This window comes from Rhodococcus sp. W8901 (genome assembly GCF_013348805.1).
In the GTDB taxonomy this organism is placed as follows: Bacteria; Actinomycetota; Actinomycetes; order Mycobacteriales; family Mycobacteriaceae; genus Prescottella.
Window position 1 is genome coordinate 855,261 of sequence record NZ_CP054690.1, and the last position, 24,713, is coordinate 879,973.

Below are 24,713 nucleotides of genomic sequence, written 5' to 3' on the forward strand. Positions count from 1 at the left end.
AGAAGGGACCGTCACGTGACACTGCGCGGCTGGCGTCCGAGAGCGTTCCGGGACGGGGATGATCCCGATCCGCGGTTCACATTGGCCAACGAACGCACGTTCCTGGCCTGGGTTCGCACTGCGCTCGGACTGATTGCGGCGGCAGTCGGTCTCGAGGCGTTCGGAGCCGACGTCGTCGGCCCGAACGTCCACACGGTGCTGGTGGTGGGCCTGCTCGTCGGCGCGATCCTGCTCGTGGTGTTCGCGTTCCTACGCTGGATGGGTGTCGAGGCGGCGATGCGGATGGGCCGGAGCCTGCCGGTGCCGGCCCTCGCGGCGCTCCTGGTGGGGTTGATCGCGGGTGCCGGTGTCACGCTGCTCGTCGTGTTGGTGAGCAGGTGATGTCCGCGGCCGCCGCACACCGGGATCCGGGACTTCAGCCGGAACGGACAACGCTCGCGTGGGTGCGCACCGCGGCGAGCCTGGCGGCGGTCGCGTTCCTCTGTCTGCGCTATGTACCCGGATCCTCCGTCGTCGTCCAGGTGGTCGGAACGTGGGCCATCGTGTCGTCGTCGGTGGTGGTGGTGACCGCTCGGCGCCGCTACGAGCGCATGAGTACCGCGTTCGGGGACGAGCGGGCGGTCTATCCGTTCGCGCTGATGGCGGGGCTGGCGGTCACGGTCGTCGTGCTTGCGGCGGCGTCGGCGGTCGTGATCCTCGTCGTCGGTCGGTGACGATCCCGTCGCATCCCGCTGTCACACGCGGTGGCCGGTGGTTGTGTGGACGGGGACGTCTGCGCCTCCCACTGGCCGGGATCTGTGCGCGTCGTCACAGCGGTAGCAGGTAGGGATAGTTTCGGACTTGCGTGATTCGCGGTCCCCGATCTCGAGGAGAGCAGCAATGGAGGAGTTCGAAGGCTTCGAAGGCCGAGTCGCACTGATCACGGGCGCCGCCCGGGGACAGGGGCGCTCGCACGCCGTGGCGTTCGCCGAGCGCGGCGCCGACGTGGTCATCTGCGACCGCTGCGAGGACAGCGATTCGGTGTTCTACCCCCTCGGGACCGAGGAGGACCTGGCCGAGACCGTGCGCCTCGTCGAGGCCACCGGCCGCCGCGTCATCTCGGTCAAGGCGGACACCGCCGACCGCGACGCGATGGACGCCCTCGTCGCCCGCGCCGAGTCCGAGTTCGGCCGCGTGGACATCGCGGTCGCCAACGCAGGCGTGTCCGTGGCGGCGCCGATCCAGTCGATGACCTCGGCCCAGTGGAACGAGGCCATCAACTCCAATCTCACCGGCGTCTTCAACACCCTCGGCGCCGTCTCGCCCGGCATGATCGAACGCGGCTACGGCCGGATCGTGACGATCTCGTCGATGCTCGGACGCGCGGGCAACACCAACATGGCCGCCTACGCGGCCTCCAAGTGGGGCGTCATCGGCATGACGAAGAGTGCCGCGCTCGATCTGGCGCAGAACGGCATCACCGTCAATGCGATCGCACCCGGCAACATCTCGACCGGGATGATCCACAACAAGGCGCTCTACTCGATGATGCGACCGGACCTCGCAGAGCCGACGATGGACGACGTCGCGCCCGTGTTCCAGAGTCTGCACGCGCAGCCGGTGCCGTGGCTCGACCCGTTCGAGATCACCCGGGCCGTCCTCTTCTTCGCCGCCGAGGCCAGCGCGCACATCAGCGGCACCGTCCTTCCGATCGACGCCGGTAACGCAGCACGCGTCACCGGGTGATCGCGGTACCGACACCCGCTCCGAGTACTGCCCGGAGCGGGGTCGTCATCGCGGCCCTGAGCCTGAGCGGGATCCTGGTCGCGCTCCTGCAGACGCTGGTGGTGCCGGTTCTGCCGGCGTTCGCCGTCGATCTCGGCGTGCCGCCCACCAGCGCGTCGTGGCTGGTCACGATCACGTTGCTGACCGGTGCCGTCGGCACGCCGCTGATCGGTCGGCTGGCCGACATGTTCGGTAAGCGCGCGATGATGCTGGTGTGTCTCGGGCTGATGGTGGCGGGCTCGGTGCTCGCCGCCGTGGGACCGGGCTTCGCGACGGTGGTCGCCGGGCGTGGGCTGCAGGGTTTCGCGATGGCGTTGCTGCCGGTCGGGATCAGCATGATGCGCGACGTGCTTCCGCCGGAACGACTCGGCAGTGGTGTCGCGTTGATGAGCGCGACGATCGGCGTCGGCAGTGTGCTCGGAATGCCGCTGTCCGGTGTCCTCTACGAGCACGCCGGCTGGCAGTCGCTGTTCTGGCTTCCGGCAGGGTTCGCGGTGGTGATGGCGGCACTGTTGCCGTTCGTGGTCCCGGAGTCGACCACCCGCGCGTCCGGACGGTTCGACTATCGGGGCGCGGTGCTGTTGACCGCAGCATTGACCGCGGTGCTGCTCGCGATCTCCAAGGGCGGCACGTGGGGATGGGGGAGCTGGCCGATCGTCGGCCTGGCCGTCGGCGGCATCGTCGGGATGGCGGTATGGGTTCCGTTGGAGCTGAGGATGTCCCACCCGCTCGTCGATCTCCGGACGTCGATGCTGCGCCCCGTGTTGGTGGCCAACATGTGCGCGCTGCTGCTCGGATTCGCGATGTTCCTCAGTTCGTATGCCTCCACGCAGGAACTGCAGGTGCCCGCGTCGACCGGGCACGGCCTCGGCCTGAGCGCGGCGACGGCCGGGCTGGTGATGCTGCCGGGCGGCCTGGTGATGATCGTCCTGGCCCCGGTGTCGGCGGCGATGATCCGCGGTTGGGGTGCCCGGGTGACGCTCGCCGTCGGCGGCGGGGCCATCGCTCTCGGGTTCGTCGAACGTGGTGTGTTCGGCACCGGCGTCATCGTCATCGGCGTCAGTGCCTTCGTCGTGTCGGTGGGCGTGGCTTTCGCGCTCGCGGCGATGCCGGTGCTCATCACGACGGCGGTGCCCCGCGACCAGACGGCGTCGGCGAACAGCGTCAACAGCCTGATTCGGGCCGTCGGAACCTCCGCCGCGAGTGCGGTGGGCGCGGCGGTGCTCGCCGCGTCGACCGTGATGGCGGGGGCCGTCGTGGTTCCGGCTCAGATCGGGTTGGACCGGCTGTTCTGGCTCGGGGCGGCGGTGGCGGCGGTGGCGCTGCTCGTCGTCACCTGCGTGCCGATCCGGACCGACCGCACTACCGCCCGGGTTGGCGTCGTCGTGGATTCGGACGGTGACGCTGTCCGGGTGCGGTGAGCGGCTACCAGTCCATCCGGCCGCGGTGCCAGTTGTCGTCGTATCCGCCGTGCGAGATCCACACCGCCGCCATCACGATGTAGGCGATGGCGATCAGCACGAGGATTCCGGCGAGGATCCACAGCGAGAGTTGGCCGAGCTTGCGGACGCGGTCCGATGCGTACTGGGCTCCGGCGAAGTCGCCCCGGGCCCAACGCGGATACACCTCGAACGCGTTGTTGAACGCGGCGAACGCGAGCGGCCAGAACGCGACGAGCGCCGCGACGGCCCAGCCGGCATTGGTCGGGGGTGGCGGGGGCGGCGCGGGCGGCTGTGCGGGGGCCGGCGGCACGGGAGGAGTCGGCTCCGGCGGGGGCGGAGTGGGATCCGGCGTGGATGCGGTCATGACAGCGCTCCCTAGGCTCAGGTCACCATCGGTTGTCGTGCATCACCTTCGACGGTACTCCGAATGCGGGTTCGGCCCCGCCCACGAGAACGCCGGTGGTGCCTGGCAGCTGGCCAGGCACCACCGGCGTCGGTGGATCGGGATCCGGCAACCTTACGGCAGCAGCTGATCCATGAAGTCGTTGCTGAAGACGCGGTGCGGGTCGATCTCGTTGTACCGCGCCCGGGCCGTGTCCCAGTTCTCGTCGGCCGGCACGCCGTCCATGTAGGTGGCCCGCATCTTGTTCTTGACGATGTCCTCGTCGGTGTACGGGTCCGGGCCGAACGCCCAGCCCTTCGACCACTCGGGACGGAACGTGGCGGCGTTGTTGTTGTAGTGCGACCGCATCCACTGCTCCATCTCCTGATAGAACTCGAACATGCCGGGGGTGCCCGGAACGCCGAGAACGTTCAGCCAGATGGCGACGTCCCAGTCGGGATGATCGGGACGCTCACGAGTCGCCGAGATGGTCGGCGGGCCCGCCGAATCGACCTTGACGTCCTCCGGCCGATCGAGGCCGCAGCAGCGGATCTCGACCGGACCGTTCAGCGGATACTGACCCTTCGCGCGGTAGAACTCGATGCGCTCGTTGAACCACTGGGTGAAGTCGTGGATCACGGTCGCGATGTTGGCGCGGCTCGTGACGACGGCGCCGCCGCCCTCGGTGAGCCGCAGCGTCGTGGCCTTGATGTAGAACTGGACATCCTTCGACCAGCCCCAGATGTCGGACGAGTTCGTCGCGGCCAGCCCGAGCTTGGTGATCTCGTACATCGCCGGACCGAACTGCGCCGCAATCGAGGGGTTTCCGGCGTTGATCGCGCCGATCATGTCGGTGAGCGGCTCCGGCAGGTTGTCCGAGAAGACGTAGTTGTACGGGCCGGTGACCTCACGCGACTGCGGGGGCTTGCCCGCGAGCGAGCCGAGCGAGCCGAGCGAGCCGAGGCTGCCGGACGCCCCGTCCGGCTTGGTCGGCGAGTTCGACCAGACCTTCATCCACGGCTTCTCGGTGAAGGGATACCAGATCGCCTCCGCGCGACCGGATTCGGCAACGAAACTCTCGAACGTCCGGCCCGAGGTGCCCTTCGGTGCGAACAGCTCCTGCCAGGTGATGTCGGTGAAGCTCTGGCACCGCTGCCGCACGTTCGGGCCGGCCTGCATCGTGACCGAGGTGAGGAAACAACGCCCGAGGTTGGTGAGCATCGGAGTGATCTTGGGGTCGTTGCGCCGGTACGTCTTCAGCGCGTACTTGCTGCCGTCCCACACGACCGCGGTGAGTTCGGTGACGAGGTTGCTCAGCGAACCGAACGTGTGGCCGGGCAGCGTCTCTTCGCCTTCAGCAGGGAGGGCCGCGCCGTGGGCGTTCACCGCGAGGGCGCCGCCGATGGACAGCACGCCGGGAGCCGGCAGGTTGGCCCAACCGAGGCCGTGCTCCTGCAGCTCGGTCACGATCGCCTCGATGCTGGCGCCGGCACCAGCGGTGACGGTCGCAGGAGACCCGTCCGGATGCACCGTGACGTCGTTCAGGTGCGTCATCGTGTCGGCGAGGATCACCTTCTCGACGTTGGAGCCCTTCACCACGGTCAGCGGGGTCCAGCCGTGCATCGCGCCGCGGGGACGGACCTTGTAGCCGTTCTCGTGCGCCCAATTGACGAGGGTGACCACGTCGTCCGCCGACTTCGGCGAGCAGACCCAGGTGGCGTCCAGCATGATCTCCTTGGACCAGTTCTGGTACGCCTGCTGGAACAGTGCGATGCCCTGCGGGAAGTTCGGCGGCGTCGGGAGCGGTGCGACGGGGCCGGAGGATCCCAGGGACCCGAGGGATCCCAGGGACCCGGAGGATCCGGCGGGAACCGCGAAGGCGGGCGTCCAGCCGCCGACCACGGCACCGGCGGCAAGGGCACCGGCGCCCGCCGCGAGGAATCCTCGCCGCGACAGCCGGGGCTGCTCGTCGTTGAGCGTCATTCGTGTACTCCAAGGTGTGTGAGGGGGAATGAAGTCCGGGTGCAGATATGCCCGGCCGGGTCGACGAGCACATCGACCCGACCGGTACAGCTTCGTGTTCGCTACGCGACGGTGAGCACGACGTCCGCCAGCGCCGGCGAGTCGTCCCGCTCGGGAACAGTTGCAGAGATGAGTAGCCTGTCGGCCTCTCGCCAGATTCGTGTCCGAAGCGTTTCGCCGGGAAAGACTACCCCCGCGAAACGGGCCCGGAATCCCTTGACACGATCGGCATTTCCGTCAAGGACGGTGTCGGTCGCAGCCTTGCAAATAATCCCGTATGTGCACAGTCCATGCAGGATAGGCGCAGGAAAGCCCGCAGCGGAGGCAAATTCGGGATCCGAATGGAGCGGATTGCGATCCCCGCACATCCGATACAGCAGGGCCTGCTGCGGTAGGACCTGCGAGACAACCTCGGCGTCGGGAGCCCGATCGGGTAGCGCGACCGACTCCGACGGGCCACGTTCACCCCCGAAATCACCCTCACCACGCGCGAAGATCGACGATCGGGCCGTCCACAGCGGAGAGCCGTCGAGTGCGACGGTCGACGACTCCTGGACGATCACCGCAGCCTTGCCCTTGTCCCACACCTCGGTGATCCGAGTGGTGGTCCGAGCCGAGCCGCTCGCCGGAATCGGCTGGTGGACGGTCACTTCCTGGCTGCCGTGCACGACCTTGGCCAGGTCGATCTCGACGCCCGGGAACGACACGCGCGGCGCCTCGGTCGCATGGATGTTCGCGACCACCGTCGCGAACGTCGGCAGGACCTGAGGCTTGGCGTCGTCGAGGTACCTCAGTTCGCGGGGATCGAGCGGACGCGCGCCCGCGCCGATACCCAGGTGGTACAGCTGGACATCCGACGGGGTCCAGGAGAACTCCTGTGCGGGGAGCTCGGCTCCGATCGCGATCGACGGATCGATGGGCACTGGCTTCTCCTGTCAGTTCGTCACGGACTGCGCTGCGGCACGGGCGCGGTCGGCGATATCGAGCACGGCCAGGTACGCGAACGTCATCGCGGGGCCGATGGTCGCGCCGGGGCCGGCGTAGGTGTGGCCCATGACGGGGGAGCTGCAGTTGCCCGCGGCGTACAGGCCCTCGATCACCGAGCCGTCCTCACGGACGGCGCGTCCGTTTACGTCGGTGACGATGCCGCCCTTGGTGCCCAGGTCGCCCGGGACCATCTTGATGGCGTAGAACGGCGCCTTGTCGATCTCGGCGAGGCTCGGGTTCTTCAGACGCGGATCACCGTAGTAGTGGTCGTAACCGCTGTCGCCGCGACCGAAGTCCTCGTCCTTGCCGTTGCGCGCGAACCCGTTGAAGCGTTCCACCGTCTCGGTGAGGGCCTCGACCGGCAGGCCGGTCTTCTCCGCGAGTTCGGCAATCGTGTTCGCCTTGACGACGACTCCGGCCTTGAGCCAGCGGCCCGGGAACGGCGAGCGCGGCGTGATGCCGGCGAACGTGTACCGGTTGCGGTAGCGCTGGTCGAGGATCATCCAGGTGGGGATGTTCTCGCCCGGGCCCTCGCCCTGACCGTATTCGCCGCCGTACATCATGTGGGTGGCCTCGACGTACGGCGCGGCCTCGTTGCCGAACCGCTTGCCGCGGGTGTTGACCATCATCGAACCGGGCAGCGTCCGCTCGGACAGCGCGAACCACGGTCCACCGGTGAGCGGGATCGACGGACCCCACCACGCGTCGTCCATGAAGTCGACTGCCGCGCCCAGCTTCTGGCCGGCGACGATGCCGTCGCCGGTGTTGGCCTTGGCGCCGACGGTCCACTCGGTGCCGATCGGGCCGCGCTGGTACTTCTTGCGCATCTCGTCGTTGTGCTCGAAACCGCCCGAGCCCAGGACGACACCGTGGCGGGCGTGGATGATCTGCTCGGTGGCTCCGTCGGGGCCGTCGACGAGAACCTTCACGCCGCGCACGACGCCGTCCTCGGTGTAGAGATCGGTGAGCGGGGTGTTCAGCAGGATCGGGACCCCGGCGTCACGCAGGCCCAGACGCAGTCCGGCCATGAGGGCCTGTCCGCGCACCAGCAGGTCCTTGCCCCGCAACTTGGCGGCGAGGAACCGGGTGCCGACCTTCATCGCCCGCAGCGGTCCGCGGCGGTTGCGCATCAGCAGATTGAGCCAGCGGTAGTCGGCCTGTGTGATGACGAAGTTCTTGGGGGCCTTGACGTAATCGGGCTCGAGGTTGTCGCGGTCGTCGCCGAGGCGGTTGCCGTCGAACGGCACGGGCTCGACCGAACGCCCACCGAGGCGTCCACCCGGCGCCTCCGGGTAGTAGTCCGAGTACTCCGGAACCCACTGCAGTTCCAGCGCACTGTTCTTCAAGACGAACGACAGCATCTCGGGGCCGCGGTCGATGTAGGTGTCGATCTTCTCCGGGGCGACGACGTCGCCGATGATGCTGTGCAGATAGGTGCGTGCCGCGTCCGTGGTGTCGGTGACTCCGTCGCGCTGCAGCACCTCGTTGTTCGGGATCCAGACACCTCCGCCCGATCGCGCGGACGAGCCGCCGTAGTGGGCTGCCTTCTCGACGACGACCACGCTCAGGCCCTGGTGTGCGGCGGTAAGGGCGGCGGTCATGCCGGCAGCACCACTGCCGACGACGACGATGTCGTATTCCTGCTTGCTCATGTAGAACACGTTATAGAATGAGGTGGCTGACAGTCCATGCTTTCTGCCAGGAAGTATTGCTGGCAGCTCGCGATGGTGATGTTGACAAACGAACACACGTTGCAGTCGACGCCGAAGAGGTGAGTTCACATGACCAAGGCAAGTGTCGCAATTGTGGGTTCAGGCAACATCAGCACCGATCTCCTCTACAAACTGCAGCGATCCCCGTGGCTCGAGCCGCGCTGGATGATCGGCATCGACCCCGCCAGCGAGGGTCTCGCGCGCGCCCGCGCGATGGGCCTGGAGACCTCCGCGGAGGGGGTCGACTGGCTGTTGCAGCAGGCGGAGAAGCCGGACATGGTGTTCGAGGCGACGTCGGCATACGTGCACCGCGAGGCCGCGCCCAAGTACGCCGAACACGGCATCCGCGCAGTGGACCTCACCCCGGCCGCGATCGGACCGGCCGTGGTGCCGCCCGTCAACCTGCGCGAGCACCTCGACGCGCCCAACGTCAACATGATCACGTGCGGTGGGCAGGCGACCATCCCGATCGTGTACGCGGTCTCGCGCGTCGTCGACGTCCCCTACGCCGAGATCGTCGCCTCGGTCGCGTCGGTCTCCGCCGGACCCGGTACCCGCGCCAACATCGATGAGTTCACCAAGACCACCAGCCGTGGTGTCGAGGTGATCGGTGGCGCCCGCAAGGGCAAGGCGATCATCATCCTCAACCCGGCCGATCCGCCGATGATCATGCGCGACACCATCTTCTGCGCCATCCCGGAGGATGCTGACCGGAACGCGATCATCGAATCGATCCACCGGGTGGTCGCCGACATACAGCAGTACGTGCCGGGGTACCGGCTGCTCAACGAGCCGCAATTCGGCGAGCCGAGCGTCGTCTCCGGCGGGCACGCGACGGTGACCACGTTCGTCGAGGTCGAGGGTGCGGGCGACTTCCTGCCCCCGTACGCGGGGAACCTCGACATCATGACCGCGGCGGCAACCAAGGTGGGCGAGGAGATCGCCCAGCAGTTTCTCAGCGTGAGGGCGTGAGCGACATGGGCGACAGGACCGACAGCAGGGCCGACTGGACCGACGATCTCCACTTCGACGGCTCGTGGGACATCCGGATCACCGACACGTCGCTCCGTGACGGCTCGCACCACAAGCGCCACCAGTTCACCGGCGACGAGGTGCGCTCGATCGTCGCCGCGCTCGACGGCGCCGGCGTCCCGGTCATCGAGGTCACCCACGGTGACGGTCTCGGTGGTTCCTCGTTCAACTACGGGTTCTCGAAAACGCCCGAGCAGGAACTGATCACGATTGCGGTGGACACCGCGAAGCGGGCGAAGATCGCGTTCCTCATGCTGCCGGGTGTCGGCGTCAAGGAAGACATCATCGAGGCGCAGGACAACGGCGCGTCGATCTGCCGCATCGCGACGCACTGCACCGAGGCGGACGTCTCGATCCAGCACTTCGGCCTGGCCCGTGACCGGGGCCTCGAGACCGTCGGCTTCCTGATGATGGCGCACACCATCGCACCCGAGCAGTTGGCCCAGCAGGCCCGCATCATGGCCGATGCCGGTTGCCAGTGCGTGTACGTCGTCGACTCGGCCGGTGCGCTCGTGCTCGAACAGGTCTCCGAGCGTGTCGAGGCTCTGGTGCAGGAACTGGGCAAGGACGCCCAGGTCGGCTTCCACGGCCACGAGAACATGGGGCTCGGCGTCGCCAACTCGATCGCCGCGGTCCGTGCCGGTGCCAGGCAGATCGACGGCAGCACCCGGCGTTTCGGCGCGGGTGCGGGTAATACGCCGGTCGAGGCGTTCGTCGGGGTGTGCGACAAGATCGGCGTCAAGACCGGAATCGACTTCTTTGCGATCGCCGACGCCGCCGAGGACATCGTGCGGCCGGCGATGCCGGCCGAGTGCCTGCTCGACCGGCAGGCGCTGATGATGGGCTATGCCGGGGTGTACTCGAGCTTTCTCAAGCATGCCGAGCGCCAGGCCGAGCGTTACGGCGTCTCCGCCGCGGAGTTGCTGGTCCGGGCCGGCAGGCGCAAGCTCGTCGGCGGCCAGGAGGACCAGTTGATCGACATCGCACTCGAATTGCAGCGCGAGTCCGCGGCCCGTTAGGTCGGACGCCCGTTCGGCCCGATGTCACACGCGTTCGGTTGGACTGACCCGATGTGACATCGGGCCGTCGTCGTCACCGGCGGCGCGGGAGGACGGGACGAGACGAGGGGCGCACATCCTGGTCGATGCGCGCCCCTCGTCTCGTGTGATCGCCTACTGCGACAGTGTGTCGCGCACCTCGAGGATGCCCTCCAGCACCGCGTGATCGATGCTGCTGAGCAGGCGCGGGCACGTCTGCCGGGACCCGGTCTGCCCACCGGCGCCGGTGAACTCCGGGCACACCTCGGCAGGATCGGCCTGCCACTGGATGCTGGTGTGCTTGTAGCTGTTCTTGCGAACCAGCACGCACGTCCCGCACGCGCGGCATTCCACCTCCTGCAGACCGTCCTCGAGGTAGGTCTGCAGGTCGACGGCGGTCTGCGTGCGGACAGCCTCGACCCGGGCCGGACTGTCGGCGAAGTTCGGGGACTTGGCCCAGGTCGAGGTCATCGTCACACTCCCGTCTTGTGCTCGTTCTCCGCGGCCTCGGCGGCGGCCTTCTCCTCCGCCTGCCGCGCCAGGTTCGCGTCGACCTCACGCTGCCAGGCCTCGACGGCCTTGGTGGTGTCGATCTCGAACTCGAAGCGCTGCGTCGCCTTCTCGTCGATGTCGGCGACGTCGACGTAGAACTGGTCGTACCAGCGGCGCAGCTGGTACACCGGGCCGTCCTCCTCGCACAGGAGCGGGTTCTCGATCTTGGTCTTGTTCTTCCAGATCGCGACGTCCTGCTCGAAGCCCATTGCCACGCCCTCGGTGAACTTACGGGCGAGCTTGTTGCTGGTGGCGTCGTCGAGGCCCTTCGGCTTCTCCACGCTCACGCCGTACATGAGCATGAACGAGTCCTGCGTGACCGGGTAGTGGCAGTTGATCAGGACGCTCTCGACCTTGTACCCGCTGTAGTTGTTGTGCAGCCAGTTGACCATGTACGACGGGCCGAAGTAGGACGCCTCGGAGTCGAGCACCGAATCGCCGTACTGCGTGCCCATGCTCCCGACGTCCGGCCGGCCGTGGTTCTGCAGGTACTGGGTCGCGACGTGGCCCTCGAAGACGTTCTTGAAGTACTTCGGGAAACCGAAGTGGACGTAGAAGAAGTGCGCCATGTCCACGACGTTGTCGACGATCTCGCGGCAGTTGGAGCCCTCGACGAGGATCCGGTTCCACTGCCAGTCGGTCCACTCGTCGGTCATGACCTGCGGCAGCTCCGGGATCGTGACGTCGTCCGGCGGGGGGTTGCCCTCGGGGTCGTTCCAGATGAACAGCTGCTTGTTGCGCTGCAACGTGGTCCACGAACGGGTCCGCGCGATCGGCGGCACGCGACGGGCGTACGGGATGTCCGTGCACTTGCCGTTGCCGCCCCAGCGCCAGTCGTGGAACGGGCACGCGACGGAGTCACCCTTGATCTCGCCCTGACTCAGGTCGCCACCCATGTGCCGGCAGTATGCGTCGAGCACGTGCAGCTTGTTCTGGCTGTCGGCGAAGACCACCAGCTTGGTGCCGAACGCCTCGACCGCGTGCGGCTTGCCGTCGAGAAATTCGCTCTCCAGGCCGATGCAGTGCCAACCGCGTGCGAAACGCGTCTGCGGAGCTCCCACATCGATCTCACGAATCTGCGCCATCAGTACCTCACATCCCTTCTAGCTGTTGCTAGAACACGTTATAGAACTTCGTCGGATTCCGCTAGATTTCGCGTGCTTGGTATCCCCATCGACATCCTGTTACCAGTGGAATTCCGGTTTTCTCGACACGGAAGAGAACGTGTTCTAGTCTCAGGTCAAGTGAACATCTCTTACAGACGGGAGCGTCCAGTGGGTGACCATGACAGCCGCGAGGTGATGCGGCGGATCGACGCGCTACTGCCGGTGCTGCGTGAACGCGCACAGGAGACCGAGGATCTGCGTCGCATTCCCGACGAGTCCATCAAGGCGCTGCAGGAGACCGGGTTCTTCCGCCTGCTCCAGCCGAAGCAGTGGGGCGGCTACGAGGCCGATCCGGTCACCTTCTACACCGCGGTCCGCACTTTGGCGAGCGCCTGCGGATCCACCGGTTGGGTCGCCGGCATCATCGGTGTCCACAACTGGCACCTCGCACTGTTCGACCAGCAGGCGCAGGAAGACGTGTGGGGCCAGGACACCGACGTCCGGATCTCCTCGTCGTACGCGCCGATGGGCGCCGGCGTCGTCGTCGACGGCGGCTACAAGGTCAACGGCAAGTGGTCGTGGTCGTCCGGTTGCGACCATGCCGACTGGGCGATGCTCGGCGGACCGGTCATCAAGGACGGCCGTCCGGTCGACTTCGTCACCTTCCTGATCCCGCGCAGCGACTACACGATCAACGACGTGTGGAACGTCGTCGGCCTGCGCGGCACCGGTAGCAACGACATCGTGGTCGAGGACGTCTTCGTCCCCACGCACCGCGTGCTGAGCTTCAAGGCGATGAACGACCACACCGCCGCCGGCCTCGCGGTCAACACCGCGCCGGTGTACAAGATGCCGTGGGGCACCATCCACCCCACCACGATCTCGAGCCCCATCGTCGGAATGGCCTACGGCGCCTACGAGGCTCACGTCGAGCACCAGGGCAAGCGCGTGCGCGCGGCCTACGCCGGCGAGAAGGCCAAGGACGACCCGTTCGCCAAGATCCGGATCGCCGAGGCGTCCAGCGACATCGACGCCGCGTGGCGTCAGCTGTCGGGCAACGTCGCCGACGAGTACGCCCACCTGCTCGCGGGTGAGGAGGTACCGATCGAGCTGCGCCTGCGGGCCCGTCGCGACCAGGTGCGCGCCACCGGTCGTGCGATCGCCTCGGTGGACCGACTGTTCGAGAACTCGGGTGCGACCGCTCTCACGAACGGCACTCCGATCCAGCGCTTCTGGCGTGACGCGCATGCCGGACGCGTGCATGCTGCGAACGACCCCGAGCGTGCGTACGTGATGTTCGGTGGCGCCGAGTTCGGCCTGCCGCTCACCGACACGATGGTCTAGGGGGCACCGATGACAGCCACCGAAGCCATCGAGCTCTCCTACGAGTCGACCTCGCGGTTCGCGCAGGTCCGCCCGGACCTGAAGCTGCACTACCACGAGGCGGGGGTCGGCAACGGCCCCACGATCGTGCTGCTGCACGGCGGCGGCCCGGGTGCGTCGTCCTGGTCCAACTTCGCCAGGAACATTCCCGTTCTGGCGCAGCAGTTCCACGTGATCGCCGTCGACCAGCCGGGCTACGGCCAGTCCGACAAGCCCACCGAGCACCCGCAGTACTTCCGGCACAGTGCGTCGGCGTTGAAGGACCTGCTCGACACGCTCGGCATCACCGATCGTGTTCACCTGCTGGGCAATTCGCTCGGCGGTGGCGCTGCGGTCCGATTCGCCCTGGACTACCCGGAGCGGGCCGGACGGCTCGTGCTCATGGGACCGGGCGGCCTCAGCGTCAACCTGTTCGCGCCGGACCCCACCGAGGGAGTCAAGAACCTCGGCAAGTTCAGCTACCAGCCGACGCGGGACAACCTCGAGGCGTTCCTGCGGATCATGGTGTTCGACCAGAAGCTGATCACCGACGAGTTGATCGACGAGCGGTTCGCCGCGGCGAGCGCTCCGGAATCGCTGGCGGCCGCGAAGGCGATGGGGAAGTCGTTCTCCAGTTCCGAGTTCGAACTCGGCATGCTGTGGCGTGACGCCTACAAGCTGCGCCAGCGGGTGCTGCTGATCTGGGGTCGCGAGGACCGGGTCAATCCGATCGACGGCGCCCTGGTGGCGCTCAAGATGATCCCGCGCGTGCAGCTGCACGTGTTCGGTGGGTGCGGCCACTGGGCTCAGCTCGAGAAGTTCGACGAGTTCAACCGTCTCGCAGCGGACTTCCTTCTCGACGGAGGTAAGTGATGGGTATTCGTTCACTGGCGTACATGCGCATCGAGGCCACCGACATGGCCGCGTGGCGCGAGTACGGTCTCAAGGTTCTCGGGATGATCGAGGGCAAGGGCACCAACTCCGACGCCCTCTACCTGCGCATGGACGACTACCCGGCTCGCCTCGTCATCGTTCCCGGTGAGCGCGACGGGCTCTACTCCGTCGGCTGGGAATGTGCGAATGCCGAAGGTCTGCAGGAGATTCGTGAGCGCCTGGCCAAGGCCGACTGGGAGTTCGAGGAGGGCACCAAGGAGGAGGCGGCCGAACGCAACGTCGTCGAGTTCATCAAGTGCCGTGACGCCTCCGGTTCCCGCCTGGAGATCTTCCACACCGTCGCTCTGCAGCACCGCCGCATCGTGAGCCCGTACGGACACAAGTTCGTCACCGGCGAGCAGGGTCTCGGGCACGTCGTGCTCGCGACCAAGGACGACGAGGCGGACCTCGAGTTCTACCGCGACGTCCTCGGGTTCAAGCTGCGCGACTCGATGCGACTGCCTCCGCAGGTCGTCGGGCGTCCGGCAGACGGGGAGCCGGCCTGGCTGCGCTTCCTCGGTTGCAACCCGCGTCACCACAGCCTCGCGTTCGCGCCGCTGCCGAACCCCACCGGGATCGTGCACCTGATGGTCGAGGTCGAGAACTCCGACGACGTCGGACTGTGCCTCGATCGCGCGCTCCGCAAGAACGTGAAGATGTCGGCGACGCTCGGCCGTCACGTCAACGATCTGATGCTCTCGTTCTACATGAAGACCCCGGGCGGATTCGATGTCGAATTCGGTTGTGAGGGGCTCGAGGTGGAGGACGAGAAGTGGATCGCGAAGGAGAGCACCGCTGTGAGTCTGTGGGGGCACGACTTCACGGTGGGGTTCAAGTAAATGTCCGGCCATGAGACGTCCAGAGTGGGAACGGGAACGGAGATCGATCCGCGACAGTTCCGGACCGTCCTCGGTCAGTTCTGCACCGGCGTCACGATCATCACGACCATGGACGACGGTGCGCCCGTCGGGTTCGCGTGCCAGTCGTTCGCGGCATTGTCGCTCGAACCGCCTCTGGTGCTGTTCTGCCCCACCAAGGGGTCGCGGTCGTGGGCGGCGATCGAGCGGACCGAGCGATTCTGCGTCAACGTGCTCGCGGAGGAACAGCAGTCCACCTGCGCCCGGTTCGGGTCGCGGGAACCGGATAAGTTCGCCGGAATCGACTGGACTCCATCGCCGTTGGGGTCGCCGATCCTCGACGGCTCGCTCGCGCACATCGACTGCACGGTCGAGACGGTGCACGACGGCGGCGACCACTACGTGGTCTTCGGACGGGTCCACTCGATGAGTGAGATCAAGACCGAGAGGCCGCTGCTGTTCTACCGCGGCCAGTACACCGGGATCGAGCCGGACAAGACGGTGCCGGCGAAGTGGCGGGACGACCTCGAGGCGTTCCTCACGACCGCCAGCGAGGACACCTGGTTGTAGGCTCCGCCCATCGGGGGATAGCTCCATCAGATGATGGATTGGGGAAAGAGTTGAAGGGTCCCTTCACACGCTCACCGCGTGTGAAGGGACCCTTCAGCCGTTGGGGCAGGGGTTCAGATCATCAGGGCGGTGAAGCGCCAGTCGAGCGCCGGGCGGTCCGCGCCGCCGCCGCTGCGGGCGTGGACGATCGAGCGAAGGTGCACGGCCCACGCGTCACCGATCGGGTCGGCCGCCACCACCTCGAGGGTGCTGGTGAGTGTGTCGCTCTCCCGGACCGGGCCGGTGTGGTCACAGGATTCCCAACCCAGCACGGTCACCAGGTTCGGTAGCGCCCGCACCGCCTGTGCAAGCGCGATACCGATCGTGTGCCCGCCGTAGACCAATCGGGATCCGCCGACGCGCTCGTCGTGATGGACGGCGGCGATGTTCAGGCTGAGCCGAGCCAGTTCGGGTGCACTGGTGACGACGTCGCCACTGTTGGCGAACTCCGTACCCACAAGGTCGGGGGAGAAGCGCTCGCCGGGAACTCGGTCTCGATAAGTGTTCAGGTTCCAGTTGTCGGGGACCGACCACGCGGGGGCGTCCGACGGTCCGATCGAGGACAGGTCGTCCGCGTGAACGACGCGTGTCGGGTCGGGGGCGTCGCTCAGCGGGAGCATCGCGCACCGGTAGAAGTCGAGGACAGTCCGCCCGTCCTGGTCGGTGGTGGTCATCCGGAGCGCGGCCAGCCCGGTGGGTGGGCGACCCGGACGAGCTGAGTTCTCGCGTAGGCCGATGACCTCCGTCCTCGTGTACAGGGTGTCGGCGAGGTGAGGGAACCGGTGGAAGCGGAGTCCTCGATAGAAGAGGTTGGCCTTCACGTGGTGCGTGGCCAACGTCGACTGCCCGATCGCGATGTCGCACACCAGACCCGGGTTGACGACCGCAGTGGGTGCCCCCGTGACCGCCCGCGACAGGTGGGTGTCGAGCGCGAGCCGGATCCGGTCGCCGAGGATCACCTGATGCGCTGCGGAGAGGCCGTCTGTGAGGGTGACGCCGGGGGCTGTGTCGAACACCGTCCCGACGGACAGGTCGTCGAAGTAGGGCCCCCCGACGATGTGTGCTCCGGGCATGTCGTCAGACTCCGATCTGCGCAAGTGTGCGCCTGGCAGCGACCGCGACCGCCTCGTCGAGCATCTGCCCGTCCAGCTGTGCCGCCCCGGCCCCGGCGGTTGCGGCCTCGGCCATCGCGTCGAGGATTCGACGGGCCCGGTCGACAGCTTCGGTTGTGGGCGTGAAGATTTCCATGGTTGCCTCGACCTGTTCGGGGTGGATGACCCATTTTCCGTCGAAACCGAGGTCTCGGGTCCACTGCGCCGCCGCGCGGAAGGCGGCGTGGTCGGCGATGGACAGGTGTGGGCCGTCGATCGCTTGGATATCTGCGGTTCGGGCGGCGATCAGGATGCGGTCCTGGACGTGCACCCAGAGTTCGGGCGCGAACCCGCCGCCTCGGCCGAGCGCGGCGCCCAGGTCGGCGTATCCGATCACGACACTGTCGAGTCGCGCGGTTGCGGCGCAGATCTCGTCGATCGACGAGACACCTTGAGGAGTCTCCACGAGGGCCTGCAGCCGGGCGGGCGAGCCCAGTTCGGTGAGCACCCGGTCGGCTGCGACCAGGTCGGTCGCGGTGTCGACCTTCGGCAGCACGATTCCGACGTTGTCGAGCGCACCGATCGCCCCCAGGTCGTCGGCGCCCCACGGGGTGCCCAGTCCGTTGACACGGACGGTGACCATTCGGTCGGGTCGGTGTTCCCCGAGGAGTCGGCACACCGAGGTGCGTGCCTCGTCCTTGCGCGCAGCCGTGACGGCGTCCTCGAGATCGAGCACCACCTCGTCGGCGGTCGATGCGAGGGCCTTGAGGATCTTGCGTTCGTCCGATCCAGGGGCGATCAGCGCACAGCGTCGGCGGTTCGGTGTTGTGGTGCTGCTCATTTCGCCTCGGCTTCCCCGAGAACGCCTGATTCGACGAGGTCGTCGATGGTTCTTGAATCCAGACCGGCTGCCGTCGCAACGTCGCGGGTGTGTGCTCCGGACACCGGCGCCGCGGCGGCATCGGTGTACACGCCGGACCAGCGGAGCGGGGAACGCGAGGTGAGCATGGTGCCGATTCCCGGCTGAACAACTTCCTGCACGACACCGTCGCCGTCGAGGCAGCGGATATCGGCGGCGACCTCGGCGAGCGTGCGGTAGGCGCTCCACAGCACGCGGGTCCCATCGAATTCGGCCTCCAGCTGTGCGAGGGAGCGGGCCGCGAACCACGGTTGCAGCACAGCCGTGATGGCATCCCGGGCCGCGTACCGGTCGGCCTCCACACTCAGGTCCAGTCCGCGGTGTCGTTCGAGTGCGGAGAAGATGTCGGCGGTGCCGGTGACATCGACGAGTGCCCGCCACTGACCGGTCGTCAGCCCGACAATCATGACGGCCCGACCGTCGGCGGTGGGGAAGTCTGCGCCGTAGCTACCGAACAGCGCATTGCCCTGACGTCCCCGCGCTGCACCGCTGCGGTCGGCTTCCGCGACCCACCCCATGCTCGCGACCGCGGACAGTGCGACATCACCCAGTGCCAGTTGTAGATACGAGCCCTGACCGGTCTGGTCGCGACGACGCAGCGCCGTCACCAGTCCGAGTGCGGCGTACAGCCCGGTGAGAAGATCCCACGCCGGCAGAACATGATTGACCGGGGTGTCTGAACTCGGGGCTCCCGTCATGAGCGGCAACCCGACTTCCGCGTTGACGGTGTAGTCGACGGCGGGAGTTCCGTCGGCGTGGCCCTCGACGTGCAGATGGATCAGGTCGGGGCGGCGCCGGGTGAGGACGGTGTTGTCCAGCCACGGTGCGTGTGCGGCGTTCTCGAGCAGAATCCCGGAGTCGGCAACCAGATCGGTGACGAAGCCCCGACCGGCTTCGCTGCGTAGGTCCACGGTCACCGACTTCTTCGCCTGGTTGAGGCCGGCCCAGTAGAGGCTGGCACCGTCATCGGTGACGGGCCAGCGGTTGCCGTCGACGGCACCGGAGATCGGATCGACGCGGATCACCTCGGCGCCGAGTTCGGCGAGGACGCGTCCGGCAGTCGGCCCGGCGACGAACGACGACATGTCGACGACGCGGATGCCGTTCAGCGGTCGTGCGGTCATGACACCCTCTCGAAGATCGCCGTCAGTCCCTGCCCGCCGCCGATGCACATCGTCTCCAGCCCGTAGCGCACGTCGCGGCGCTGCATCTCTCGCAGCAGTGTCGTGAGGATACGCACGCCGGTGGCACCTACGGGGTGCCCCAGCGAGATTCCCGATCCATTGACGTTGGTTCGCTCACGGTCGGCGGCACCGAAGTTCCACTCCCGCATGCAGGCCAGTGCCTGCGCGGCGAAGGCCTCGTTGAGTTCGATCAGATCGATCCGGGACAGGTCCAGTCCGGCGCGCTCGAGAGCCCGTGCCGTCGAAGGAACCGGACCGATGCCCATGATCGACGGGTCCACACCTGCGACTGCCCACGTGACGACACGGGCGAGCGGGTTCAGCCCCAGCCGGTCCGCATTCTCCCGTGTGGTTACGAGACAGGCTGCAGCGCCGTCATTCTGGCCGCTCGCATTGCCGGCGGTGACGGTTGCGTCCGGGTCGGTCCGCGCCATCATCGGCCGCAGTCGGCCGAGGGATTCGACGGTGGTGTCGGCTCGGGGATGCTCGTCCCGCTTGATCGTCTCGGTGCCACCACCTTTGACCGGGACCTCGACCGGCACGATCTCCTCCGCGAACTTGCCTGTCCGGATCGCCGTCACCGCGCGCCGGTGCGAGGCGACGGCGAGTTCGTCCTGCTCCTGGCGGCTGATGCCGAACGTACGTCGCAGATTCTCGGCGGTCTCGAGCATACCGCCGGGAACCGGGTAGTTCCGTCCCCCCGCGGTGACGCGTCCGCGGGCCAGGCGGTCGTGCAGGGCCGCTGGTGCCCCCTTGGCGCCAAAGCGCATGGACTCGGTGTAGTACTCGGCGCGGCTCATGGATTCGACGCCACCCGCGATGATGAGATCGGCGACGCCGGTCTGGACTCGCATGGCAGCGTCGAGTACCGCCTGCAGACCGGAGCCGCAGCGCCGGTCCAACTGCTGGCCCGGCACGGTGACCGGCAGTCCGGCATCGAGTGCGGCTACCCGGCCGATTGCGGGGGCCTCGCCGTTGGGATAGCACTGTCCGAAGATGACGTCGTCGATCGCCTCGGGTGCGACGCCCGTGCGCCGAATCAGCTCGGCGATCACCCGGGCGCCCAGATCGGCGGCGGGAACGTCGCGGAACACCCCGCCGTACCGCCCGACAGGCGTGCGCAGCGGCTCGCAGACTACGACATCGGTTGCTGACGGTGAGTTACACACTGCGGAAATCCCTTTCACGATCCGTCCATTGCTGCGCCCAGTCGCGCAGTTCCACGGCCCGGATCTTGGTGCCGTTGCCGCCCACCGTGGTGGGCATCTTCTCGATCACGTGGATGGCCGACGGCACCTTGAACGCCGCCAGCGAATCCGCACACCACTGCCGTAGGGCGGCGGATGCGACCGTGGCATTCTCGACGGGAACGATGAACCCGACGGCCTGGGTGTAACCACCGGGCCCGGTGATGCCGACGACCTTCGCGGTTTGCACATCCGAGTGCGTCGCGAGGCGCGTCTCGATCTCGGCGGGGTCGACGAGGAACCCGCGCAGCCGCAACGCATCCCCGGCACGACACACGTAGGTGAACCCACCATCGCCGGTCGCGACCGCCAGATCACCGCTGTGGAACCACCCGTCGGCGGTGAATGCCTGTGCTGCGGCGTCCGGATTACCCAGGTATGCGTCCGTGACGTTCGGTCCGCGAACCTGGAGTTCACCCTGTTCGCCGTCGGGCACCACGGAGTCGTCGTATGGGTCCGCGATTCGGATCGAGATCTCAGGGCCTACGGGTCGTCCGCCACCGTTCCACCGCACCGCCTCGGGATCGTCGGCGTTCCAGAAGAGCATGAGCGAGAACACCTCCGACGATCCGAACACTCCGGTGGTGAACGCGTCGAACTCGTCTCGCGCCCAGCGCGCAATCTCGTGCGAGCGACCGAGGAAGTCCGCGATGCCGAGCCACTTCAAGGACGAGAGGTCCCCGCGGACGTCCTGCCAGGTGTCGTGGATCCTGCCGTAGAGATCGTCGCCGCCGACGATGTGCGACACCCGCTCGGATTCCATCGCGCGCAGCGTGGTGACGGGATCGAACACCGGAACCATGAGCACGGTTCCACCGCCCGCCAAGGTCGCCATTGCGGTGTTGAAGCCGAACACACCGGACAGTGGGAGCACGCACAACGTCACGTCACCGGGCACGATGGCCATTCCGGCCGCATCCGCCCGGGCATGCTGTACGACGGCCGATTCCCGGTGCGCGGCCAGCTTGGGGGTACCCGTCGATCCGGATGTCGTGAAGGCAACGGCGAGCGGGTCATCGGGATCGCCGAGATCCCCTGCCACAGTCTGGGTTGCGGTCACCGGCGTGCGCGGTGCCGACGCCCCGCCCGTATCGCCGCTGCCGGCTTGCCATGATCCGGAGCCGAGATCGAATGCCGCGGCGTCGAAATCGGCCGCGGGGCCGAGACCAGGAGTCCGCACCACCGCCAGTGTCGGGGCATCGGCATTGCCGTCGGTGGCCGAGACGGCCTGGCGGAGCATGCCGAACAGATCGAGTCCGTGGAAGCTGTCGGCGACGGCCACTACGGCAGGCCGTGCCGAGCGGAGCACGTGCTCGATCTCGCCGACGTTGTAGCGGGTGTTGATGCCGATGACGTGGGCGCCGAGTGCCGATGCCGCGAACTGCCAGACGACCGCGTCCGACCAGTTCGGAAGGAACACCGCGACACACTGCCCGCGTCGGAGGCCGACCTCGGCCAGTTCGGTCGCCAGCAACCGCACTCGGTCGCGAAGCCGGGTTCTTGTGGTGGTGACGATGCCCGGACCGACCAGGTCGATGGCTGCGGTCGCCTCGGGGGCTGCGGCGACGAACTTGTCGAGGAACGATGCGAGAGTCTCGCGAGTCATGATGCTGCCTCCGCTCGTGTCGAGCGGGGGACGTCCGCCAGTTCGCCCAGCCACGTGGCCGCGACGTCGGCGAAGTCCTCGACTTCCTCCATCGGATAGTGGCCGATCCCCGCCAACATCGTGAACCGGGCACCGCGGATGCGGGACGCGTCGGCCCTGACCGTGTCAGGAGTGATCCATGGATCCTGTTCTCCCGCAATCATGTGCACGGGACATGTCGTCAGGCACAGTCGCTCACGCACGTCGTGCCCGCCCCAGCCGATGAGGTCGGACGACGAGATCACCGGATCCTCACGACGGTGCATGGTGGCAATCAGATCCGCCCGGTCGGCGGGAACGGTATCGCCCACCGAGGCCAGGGTGCCGAGGTATGTCCGTTCACCGCGTGACGGTCCGGCAACATCCTCGAGTTCGCGGCGCAGGCCTGCCACGTTCACGCGGCCGGGCCCCGCCTCGGCGGCCATCGCGATCGCGCCCGCCAGGGGGCGCTCCGGGCGCGTGGCGAGGTCGAGCGTCAGCTTCCCCCCGATCGAGCAGCCGATCACGTACGGGCGTCCGATGCCGAGAGCGTCGAGCAGCTTCCACAGCCAGTCGCCGTACGCCGTGAGATCGGTGACCGGACCGTTGGCGGCGGGCTCGGACCGGCCATGCCCGGGTAGGTCCGGCACGACCACTCGATACCCCTTGTCCGCGAGAGCGGACGCGACATGACGCCACTGCACACCGTTCTGGCCAGCGGTGTGGATGCACAGCACCGTAGGAGTGGCGTCGTCGGTCGCGGTGGATCCGTTGGCCGGGTGGACGATCTCGACGAAGCCCAGAGCCGAGTCGATGAGCAGATAGCGGGCCTCGATCACAGCTGTGCCTCCCGAGCGATCGTTCGCGCGTGCGCGATGAGGATGTTGAGGGGCTTGGTCAGTCGCAGGTACTCGTAACCGCTTCCCGTGGAGGAGAACTCACCGGTGATGGCGCGGCGCATGAAGTCGTCGCGGTCGCCCAGAACCACGTCCACCCAGGTGTGCCCGGGCGCGACGAAGGTGAAGGTCGCACCTCCAGGCGTGCGGGGGCTGACGTCGATGATCCGGCCCCTGTACACGCGCAGGTGGACCTCGCGGTCGTCGCAGCGTAGTCCGATCGTCCCGTCCCACGTCGCGAGCGAGGACGCGAAGCCTGGGTCCGCACCGAGCGAGTCGCGCACGAGCGCACCCCATCGGGTGGTGCAGAAGTCGGTGGCGGGCACGCCTGGAGTGGACCCTCCGTCGCGAAGCCGCCACGTCTCCACGGACTCCTCGCGTACCGCGCTCACGTTGTCGCACAGGACAACCCGTCGGACGAGAACCGTGGTGTCCCCTTCCGTTACCACCCGGGTGATCACGGATTCGCTGCGGACACTGTCGTCGAGCCGGACAGGATCGCGCGTGCTCCAGGACAAGCGCTCACGCACCGCAGGCGCGATGGTCGGTGACGGTGCCAGCAGTTCGGCGACGGTCGGTCCCAGGAGGGATGTGCCCGCGGGCAGTGCGATGCCGGACTCGGTGAGCAGCGAGGCGACCCGGGCGTACCGGCTCTGTTCGCGGTCGCCTACCCGGAGCGTCGAACGTGAGGGTGCGCCGACGCTCATGACGTGGCCCGGCCGAGGAGTTCGTCGGAGATGATCCGCATCTGGATCTCGCTGGTGCCCTCGAAGATCTTCGTCAGGCGGGCGTCACGCCAGTGCCGCTCGACCTGGAAGTCGGTGGTGTAGCCGGCGCCTCCGTGGATCTGCACCGCCTCGCTGGTTACTCGTTCGGCCATCTCGGTGGCGACGAGCTTCGCCATCGACGCCTCGAGCGAGCAGCGCCGGCCCGTGTCGATGTCGGTGGCCACGGAGTACATCAGCTGGCGGGCTGCCTCGATGTCGGCGGCCATCTTGGCGATCTTGAAACGCAGGTGCTGGAAGTCGCCGATCGGCTTGCCGAACTGGTGCCGGGTGCGTACGTACTCGATCGAGTCCTCGAGCGCGGCGCGGGCCAGGCCGATCGCGCGGGCTGCCGTGTGTGCGCGACCGACCTCGAGGCCGCTCACGGCGAGGTAGAACCCCTTGCCTTCCTCGCCGAGCATCTTGTCGGCCGGAACGCGGAAGTTGTCGAATGCCAACTCCCATGTGCTCCAACCGAAGTAGCCGATCTTGCGGACCTTGTTCCCGGAGACACCTCGGGGAAACGATCCGCGTTCCTTCTCGATGAGGAAGGCACTGATGCCGGTGTGCGGCTTGGCGACATCCTTGTTCGGATCCGTGCGGACGAACAGCACGAGGTAGTCGGCATCGTCGGCGTACGTGCACCACATCTTGGTGCCGTTGACGACCCACTCGTTGCCGTCGCGTACCGCGCGGCACGAGATGTTCGCGACATCCGAACCGGCCTCGGCCTCTGACAGCGCGTACGCGCCGAGGTACTCGCCACGGGCGACCCGGGGCAGTAGCGCCGCCTCCTGTTCCGGGGTGAACCCGCCGCCCATGCCGTTGCCGCGGGCCAGCAGACCCGACACACTCATCCAGGCGCGGGAGAGTTCCTCGGCGACCAGGCAGTACTCGAATACGCCGAGGCCCAGTCCACCATGCTCCTCGGGGATCATGATCCCGAAGAAACCGATCTCGGCCATCGCTTGCTTCAGCGAGTCAGGGATCGTGCCCTGAACCGGGTCGAGTTCGTTCGCGATCGGAAGCACCTGCTTCATGGCGAACTCGCGCGCCAGGTCCCTGATCGCCAGGCGTTCTTCGGTGAGGTACCGCGGGGAATCGACACGCGGTTGTGAAGGTCGGTGAGTCATGCGCTCTCCTAGTCAAGATTAACGCTTGTTAACCAAGTAGAGCATGTGGCTGCATGAG

At 67.4% G+C, this 24,713-nt stretch carries 24 protein-coding genes; 10 read left to right on the forward strand and 14 right to left on the reverse strand.

Annotated features, from left to right (window positions below; all coding sequences use genetic code 11):
• Positions 1–15 precede the first annotated feature (15 nt).
• The 4 genes from HUN07_RS03950 to HUN07_RS03965 all read left to right on the forward strand — a co-directional run bounded on the left by HUN07_RS03950 (position 16) and on the right by HUN07_RS03965 (position 3,185).
• Complete coding sequence (locus HUN07_RS03950; RefSeq protein WP_114723652.1) at positions 16–381, forward strand: YidH family protein; 366 nt, start codon at positions 16–18, stop codon at positions 379–381.
• Positions 381–713 (forward strand): DUF202 domain-containing protein, encoded by a 333-nt coding sequence (locus tag HUN07_RS03955; protein WP_254622791.1) that lies wholly within the window; start codon positions 381–383, stop codon positions 711–713. The genes HUN07_RS03950 and HUN07_RS03955 overlap by 1 nt, the downstream gene beginning before the upstream one ends.
• Positions 714–879: 166 nt before the next feature.
• A complete protein-coding gene (locus tag HUN07_RS03960) occupies positions 880–1,725 on the forward strand; it encodes a mycofactocin-coupled SDR family oxidoreductase (protein WP_174908045.1) in 846 nt (281 codons plus the stop codon).
• Entirely contained in the window at positions 1,722–3,185 is a 1,464-nt protein-coding gene (locus HUN07_RS03965; protein WP_174908046.1) for an MFS transporter, read from the forward strand. The genes HUN07_RS03960 and HUN07_RS03965 overlap by 4 nt, the downstream gene beginning before the upstream one ends.
• Positions 3,186–3,189: 4 nt before the next feature.
• Here HUN07_RS03965 and HUN07_RS03970 read toward each other — a convergent pair whose 3' ends face one another.
• From HUN07_RS03970 to kstD, 4 genes are all read right to left on the reverse strand, one after another.
• Complete coding sequence (locus HUN07_RS03970; RefSeq protein ID WP_114723648.1) at positions 3,190–3,570, reverse strand: CD225/dispanin family protein; 381 nt, start codon at positions 3,568–3,570, stop codon at positions 3,190–3,192.
• Between the two features lie 153 nt (positions 3,571–3,723).
• On the reverse strand, positions 3,724–5,571 hold the full coding sequence (locus HUN07_RS03975; RefSeq protein ID WP_174908048.1) for a cholesterol oxidase substrate-binding domain-containing protein: 1,848 nt from the start codon (positions 5,569–5,571) through the stop codon (positions 3,724–3,726).
• Positions 5,572–5,672: 101 nt separating this feature from the next.
• Entirely contained in the window at positions 5,673–6,533 is an 861-nt protein-coding gene (locus tag HUN07_RS03980) for a MaoC/PaaZ C-terminal domain-containing protein (protein WP_114723646.1), read from the reverse strand.
• 12 nt (positions 6,534–6,545) lie between these two features.
• Positions 6,546–8,249, reverse strand: a complete 1,704-nt coding sequence (gene kstD, locus HUN07_RS03985; protein ID WP_174908050.1) for a 3-oxosteroid 1-dehydrogenase — start codon at positions 8,247–8,249, stop codon at positions 6,546–6,548.
• Between the two features lie 129 nt (positions 8,250–8,378).
• Between kstD and HUN07_RS03990 the strand changes: the two genes are divergently transcribed.
• Both HUN07_RS03990 and dmpG read left to right on the forward strand, forming a co-directional pair.
• Positions 8,379–9,281 (forward strand): acetaldehyde dehydrogenase (acetylating), encoded by a 903-nt coding sequence (locus tag HUN07_RS03990; protein WP_174908052.1) that lies wholly within the window; start codon positions 8,379–8,381, stop codon positions 9,279–9,281.
• Positions 9,282–9,286: 5 nt separating this feature from the next.
• Positions 9,287–10,360: a 4-hydroxy-2-oxovalerate aldolase gene (dmpG, locus tag HUN07_RS03995; protein WP_174914423.1), complete on the forward strand. Its 1,074-nt coding sequence runs from the start codon at positions 9,287–9,289 to the stop codon at positions 10,358–10,360.
• Positions 10,361–10,513: 153 nt separating this feature from the next.
• Here the strand turns inward: dmpG and HUN07_RS04000 are convergent, their stop codons facing one another.
• Both HUN07_RS04000 and HUN07_RS04005 read right to left on the reverse strand, forming a co-directional pair.
• The gene (locus HUN07_RS04000) at positions 10,514–10,855 is read right to left on the reverse strand and encodes a hypothetical protein (protein WP_114723643.1); all 342 of its coding nucleotides are present in this window, start codon (positions 10,853–10,855) and stop codon (positions 10,514–10,516) included.
• Positions 10,852–12,015 (reverse strand): Rieske 2Fe-2S domain-containing protein, encoded by a 1,164-nt coding sequence (locus HUN07_RS04005; RefSeq protein WP_174908054.1) that lies wholly within the window; start codon positions 12,013–12,015, stop codon positions 10,852–10,854. Before HUN07_RS04005 ends, HUN07_RS04000 begins: the two co-directional genes overlap by 4 nt.
• A 189-nt stretch (positions 12,016–12,204) precedes the next feature.
• Between HUN07_RS04005 and hsaA the strand changes: the two genes are divergently transcribed.
• The 4 genes from hsaA to hsaB are packed head-to-tail and all read left to right on the forward strand — an operon-like array spanning position 12,205 to position 15,758.
• A complete protein-coding gene (gene hsaA, locus HUN07_RS04010; protein ID WP_114723641.1) occupies positions 12,205–13,380 on the forward strand; it encodes a 3-hydroxy-9,10-secoandrosta-1,3,5(10)-triene-9,17-dione monooxygenase oxygenase subunit in 1,176 nt (391 codons plus the stop codon).
• Between the two features lie 9 nt (positions 13,381–13,389).
• Complete coding sequence (gene hsaD, locus HUN07_RS04015) at positions 13,390–14,271, forward strand: 4,5:9,10-diseco-3-hydroxy-5,9,17-trioxoandrosta-1(10),2-diene-4-oate hydrolase (RefSeq protein WP_114723640.1); 882 nt, start codon at positions 13,390–13,392, stop codon at positions 14,269–14,271.
• Positions 14,271–15,170 (forward strand): iron-dependent extradiol dioxygenase HsaC, encoded by a 900-nt coding sequence (gene hsaC / locus HUN07_RS04020; RefSeq protein WP_174908056.1) that lies wholly within the window; start codon positions 14,271–14,273, stop codon positions 15,168–15,170. Before hsaD ends, hsaC begins: the two co-directional genes overlap by 1 nt.
• Entirely contained in the window at positions 15,171–15,758 is a 588-nt protein-coding gene (gene hsaB / locus HUN07_RS04025) for a 3-hydroxy-9,10-secoandrosta-1,3,5(10)-triene-9,17-dione monooxygenase reductase subunit (protein ID WP_174908058.1), read from the forward strand.
• A 113-nt stretch (positions 15,759–15,871) separates the two neighbouring features.
• Here the strand turns inward: hsaB and HUN07_RS04030 are convergent, their stop codons facing one another.
• From HUN07_RS04030 to HUN07_RS04065, 8 genes are read right to left on the reverse strand one after another with little or no spacing between them, the layout of a single operon-like run.
• Complete coding sequence (locus tag HUN07_RS04030) at positions 15,872–16,870, reverse strand: MaoC family dehydratase (RefSeq protein WP_174908060.1); 999 nt, start codon at positions 16,868–16,870, stop codon at positions 15,872–15,874.
• A gap of 4 nt (positions 16,871–16,874) precedes the next feature.
• Positions 16,875–17,729, reverse strand: coding sequence for an HpcH/HpaI aldolase/citrate lyase family protein (locus tag HUN07_RS04035; RefSeq protein WP_174908062.1), 855 nt, complete (start codon positions 17,727–17,729; stop codon positions 16,875–16,877).
• Positions 17,726–18,931, reverse strand: a complete 1,206-nt coding sequence (locus HUN07_RS04040) for a CoA transferase (RefSeq protein WP_174908064.1) — start codon at positions 18,929–18,931, stop codon at positions 17,726–17,728. The genes HUN07_RS04035 and HUN07_RS04040 overlap by 4 nt, the downstream gene beginning before the upstream one ends.
• The gene (locus tag HUN07_RS04045; protein WP_441346798.1) at positions 18,928–20,160 is read right to left on the reverse strand and encodes an acetyl-CoA C-acetyltransferase; all 1,233 of its coding nucleotides are present in this window, start codon (positions 20,158–20,160) and stop codon (positions 18,928–18,930) included. Before HUN07_RS04045 ends, HUN07_RS04040 begins: the two co-directional genes overlap by 4 nt.
• A complete protein-coding gene (locus HUN07_RS04050) occupies positions 20,153–21,844 on the reverse strand; it encodes an AMP-binding protein (protein WP_174908066.1) in 1,692 nt (563 codons plus the stop codon). The genes HUN07_RS04045 and HUN07_RS04050 overlap by 8 nt, the downstream gene beginning before the upstream one ends.
• Positions 21,841–22,701: an alpha/beta fold hydrolase gene (locus HUN07_RS04055; RefSeq protein ID WP_174908068.1), complete on the reverse strand. Its 861-nt coding sequence runs from the start codon at positions 22,699–22,701 to the stop codon at positions 21,841–21,843. Before HUN07_RS04055 ends, HUN07_RS04050 begins: the two co-directional genes overlap by 4 nt.
• Entirely contained in the window at positions 22,698–23,465 is a 768-nt protein-coding gene (locus HUN07_RS04060; RefSeq protein WP_174908070.1) for a hypothetical protein, read from the reverse strand. Before HUN07_RS04060 ends, HUN07_RS04055 begins: the two co-directional genes overlap by 4 nt.
• The gene (locus tag HUN07_RS04065) at positions 23,462–24,655 is read right to left on the reverse strand and encodes an acyl-CoA dehydrogenase family protein (RefSeq protein WP_174908072.1); all 1,194 of its coding nucleotides are present in this window, start codon (positions 24,653–24,655) and stop codon (positions 23,462–23,464) included. The genes HUN07_RS04060 and HUN07_RS04065 overlap by 4 nt, the downstream gene beginning before the upstream one ends.
• Positions 24,656–24,713 lie beyond the last annotated feature (58 nt).

Excerpts from the sequence above, each read along its gene's own strand:
- HUN07_RS03955 (WP_254622791.1), top strand. The coding sequence starts at position 381 with ATGTCCGCGGCCGCCGCACACCGGGATCCGGGACTTCAGCCGGAACGG.
- HUN07_RS03960 (WP_174908045.1), top strand. The coding sequence starts at position 880 with ATGGAGGAGTTCGAAGGCTTCGAAGGCCGAGTCGCACTGATCACGGGC.
- HUN07_RS03970 (WP_114723648.1), bottom strand. The coding sequence starts at position 3,570 with ATGACCGCATCCACGCCGGATCCCACTCCGCCCCCGCCGGAGCCGACT.
- HUN07_RS03975 (WP_174908048.1), bottom strand. The coding sequence starts at position 5,571 with ATGACGCTCAACGACGAGCAGCCCCGGCTGTCGCGGCGAGGATTCCTC.
- kstD (WP_174908050.1), bottom strand. The coding sequence starts at position 8,249 with ATGAGCAAGCAGGAATACGACATCGTCGTCGTCGGCAGTGGTGCTGCC.
- HUN07_RS03990 (WP_174908052.1), top strand. The coding sequence starts at position 8,379 with ATGACCAAGGCAAGTGTCGCAATTGTGGGTTCAGGCAACATCAGCACC.
- dmpG (WP_174914423.1), top strand. The coding sequence starts at position 9,287 with ATGGGCGACAGGACCGACAGCAGGGCCGACTGGACCGACGATCTCCAC.
- HUN07_RS04005 (WP_174908054.1), bottom strand. The coding sequence starts at position 12,015 with ATGGCGCAGATTCGTGAGATCGATGTGGGAGCTCCGCAGACGCGTTTC.
- hsaD (WP_114723640.1), top strand. The coding sequence starts at position 13,390 with ATGACAGCCACCGAAGCCATCGAGCTCTCCTACGAGTCGACCTCGCGG.
- hsaC (WP_174908056.1), top strand. The coding sequence starts at position 14,271 with ATGGGTATTCGTTCACTGGCGTACATGCGCATCGAGGCCACCGACATG.
- hsaB (WP_174908058.1), top strand. The coding sequence starts at position 15,171 with ATGTCCGGCCATGAGACGTCCAGAGTGGGAACGGGAACGGAGATCGAT.
- HUN07_RS04030 (WP_174908060.1), bottom strand. The coding sequence starts at position 16,870 with ATGCCCGGAGCACACATCGTCGGGGGGCCCTACTTCGACGACCTGTCC.
- HUN07_RS04035 (WP_174908062.1), bottom strand. The coding sequence starts at position 17,729 with ATGAGCAGCACCACAACACCGAACCGCCGACGCTGTGCGCTGATCGCC.
- HUN07_RS04040 (WP_174908064.1), bottom strand. The coding sequence starts at position 18,931 with ATGACCGCACGACCGCTGAACGGCATCCGCGTCGTCGACATGTCGTCG.
- HUN07_RS04050 (WP_174908066.1), bottom strand. The coding sequence starts at position 21,844 with ATGACTCGCGAGACTCTCGCATCGTTCCTCGACAAGTTCGTCGCCGCA.
- HUN07_RS04060 (WP_174908070.1), bottom strand. The coding sequence starts at position 23,465 with ATGAGCGTCGGCGCACCCTCACGTTCGACGCTCCGGGTAGGCGACCGC.
- HUN07_RS04065 (WP_174908072.1), bottom strand. The coding sequence starts at position 24,655 with ATGACTCACCGACCTTCACAACCGCGTGTCGATTCCCCGCGGTACCTC.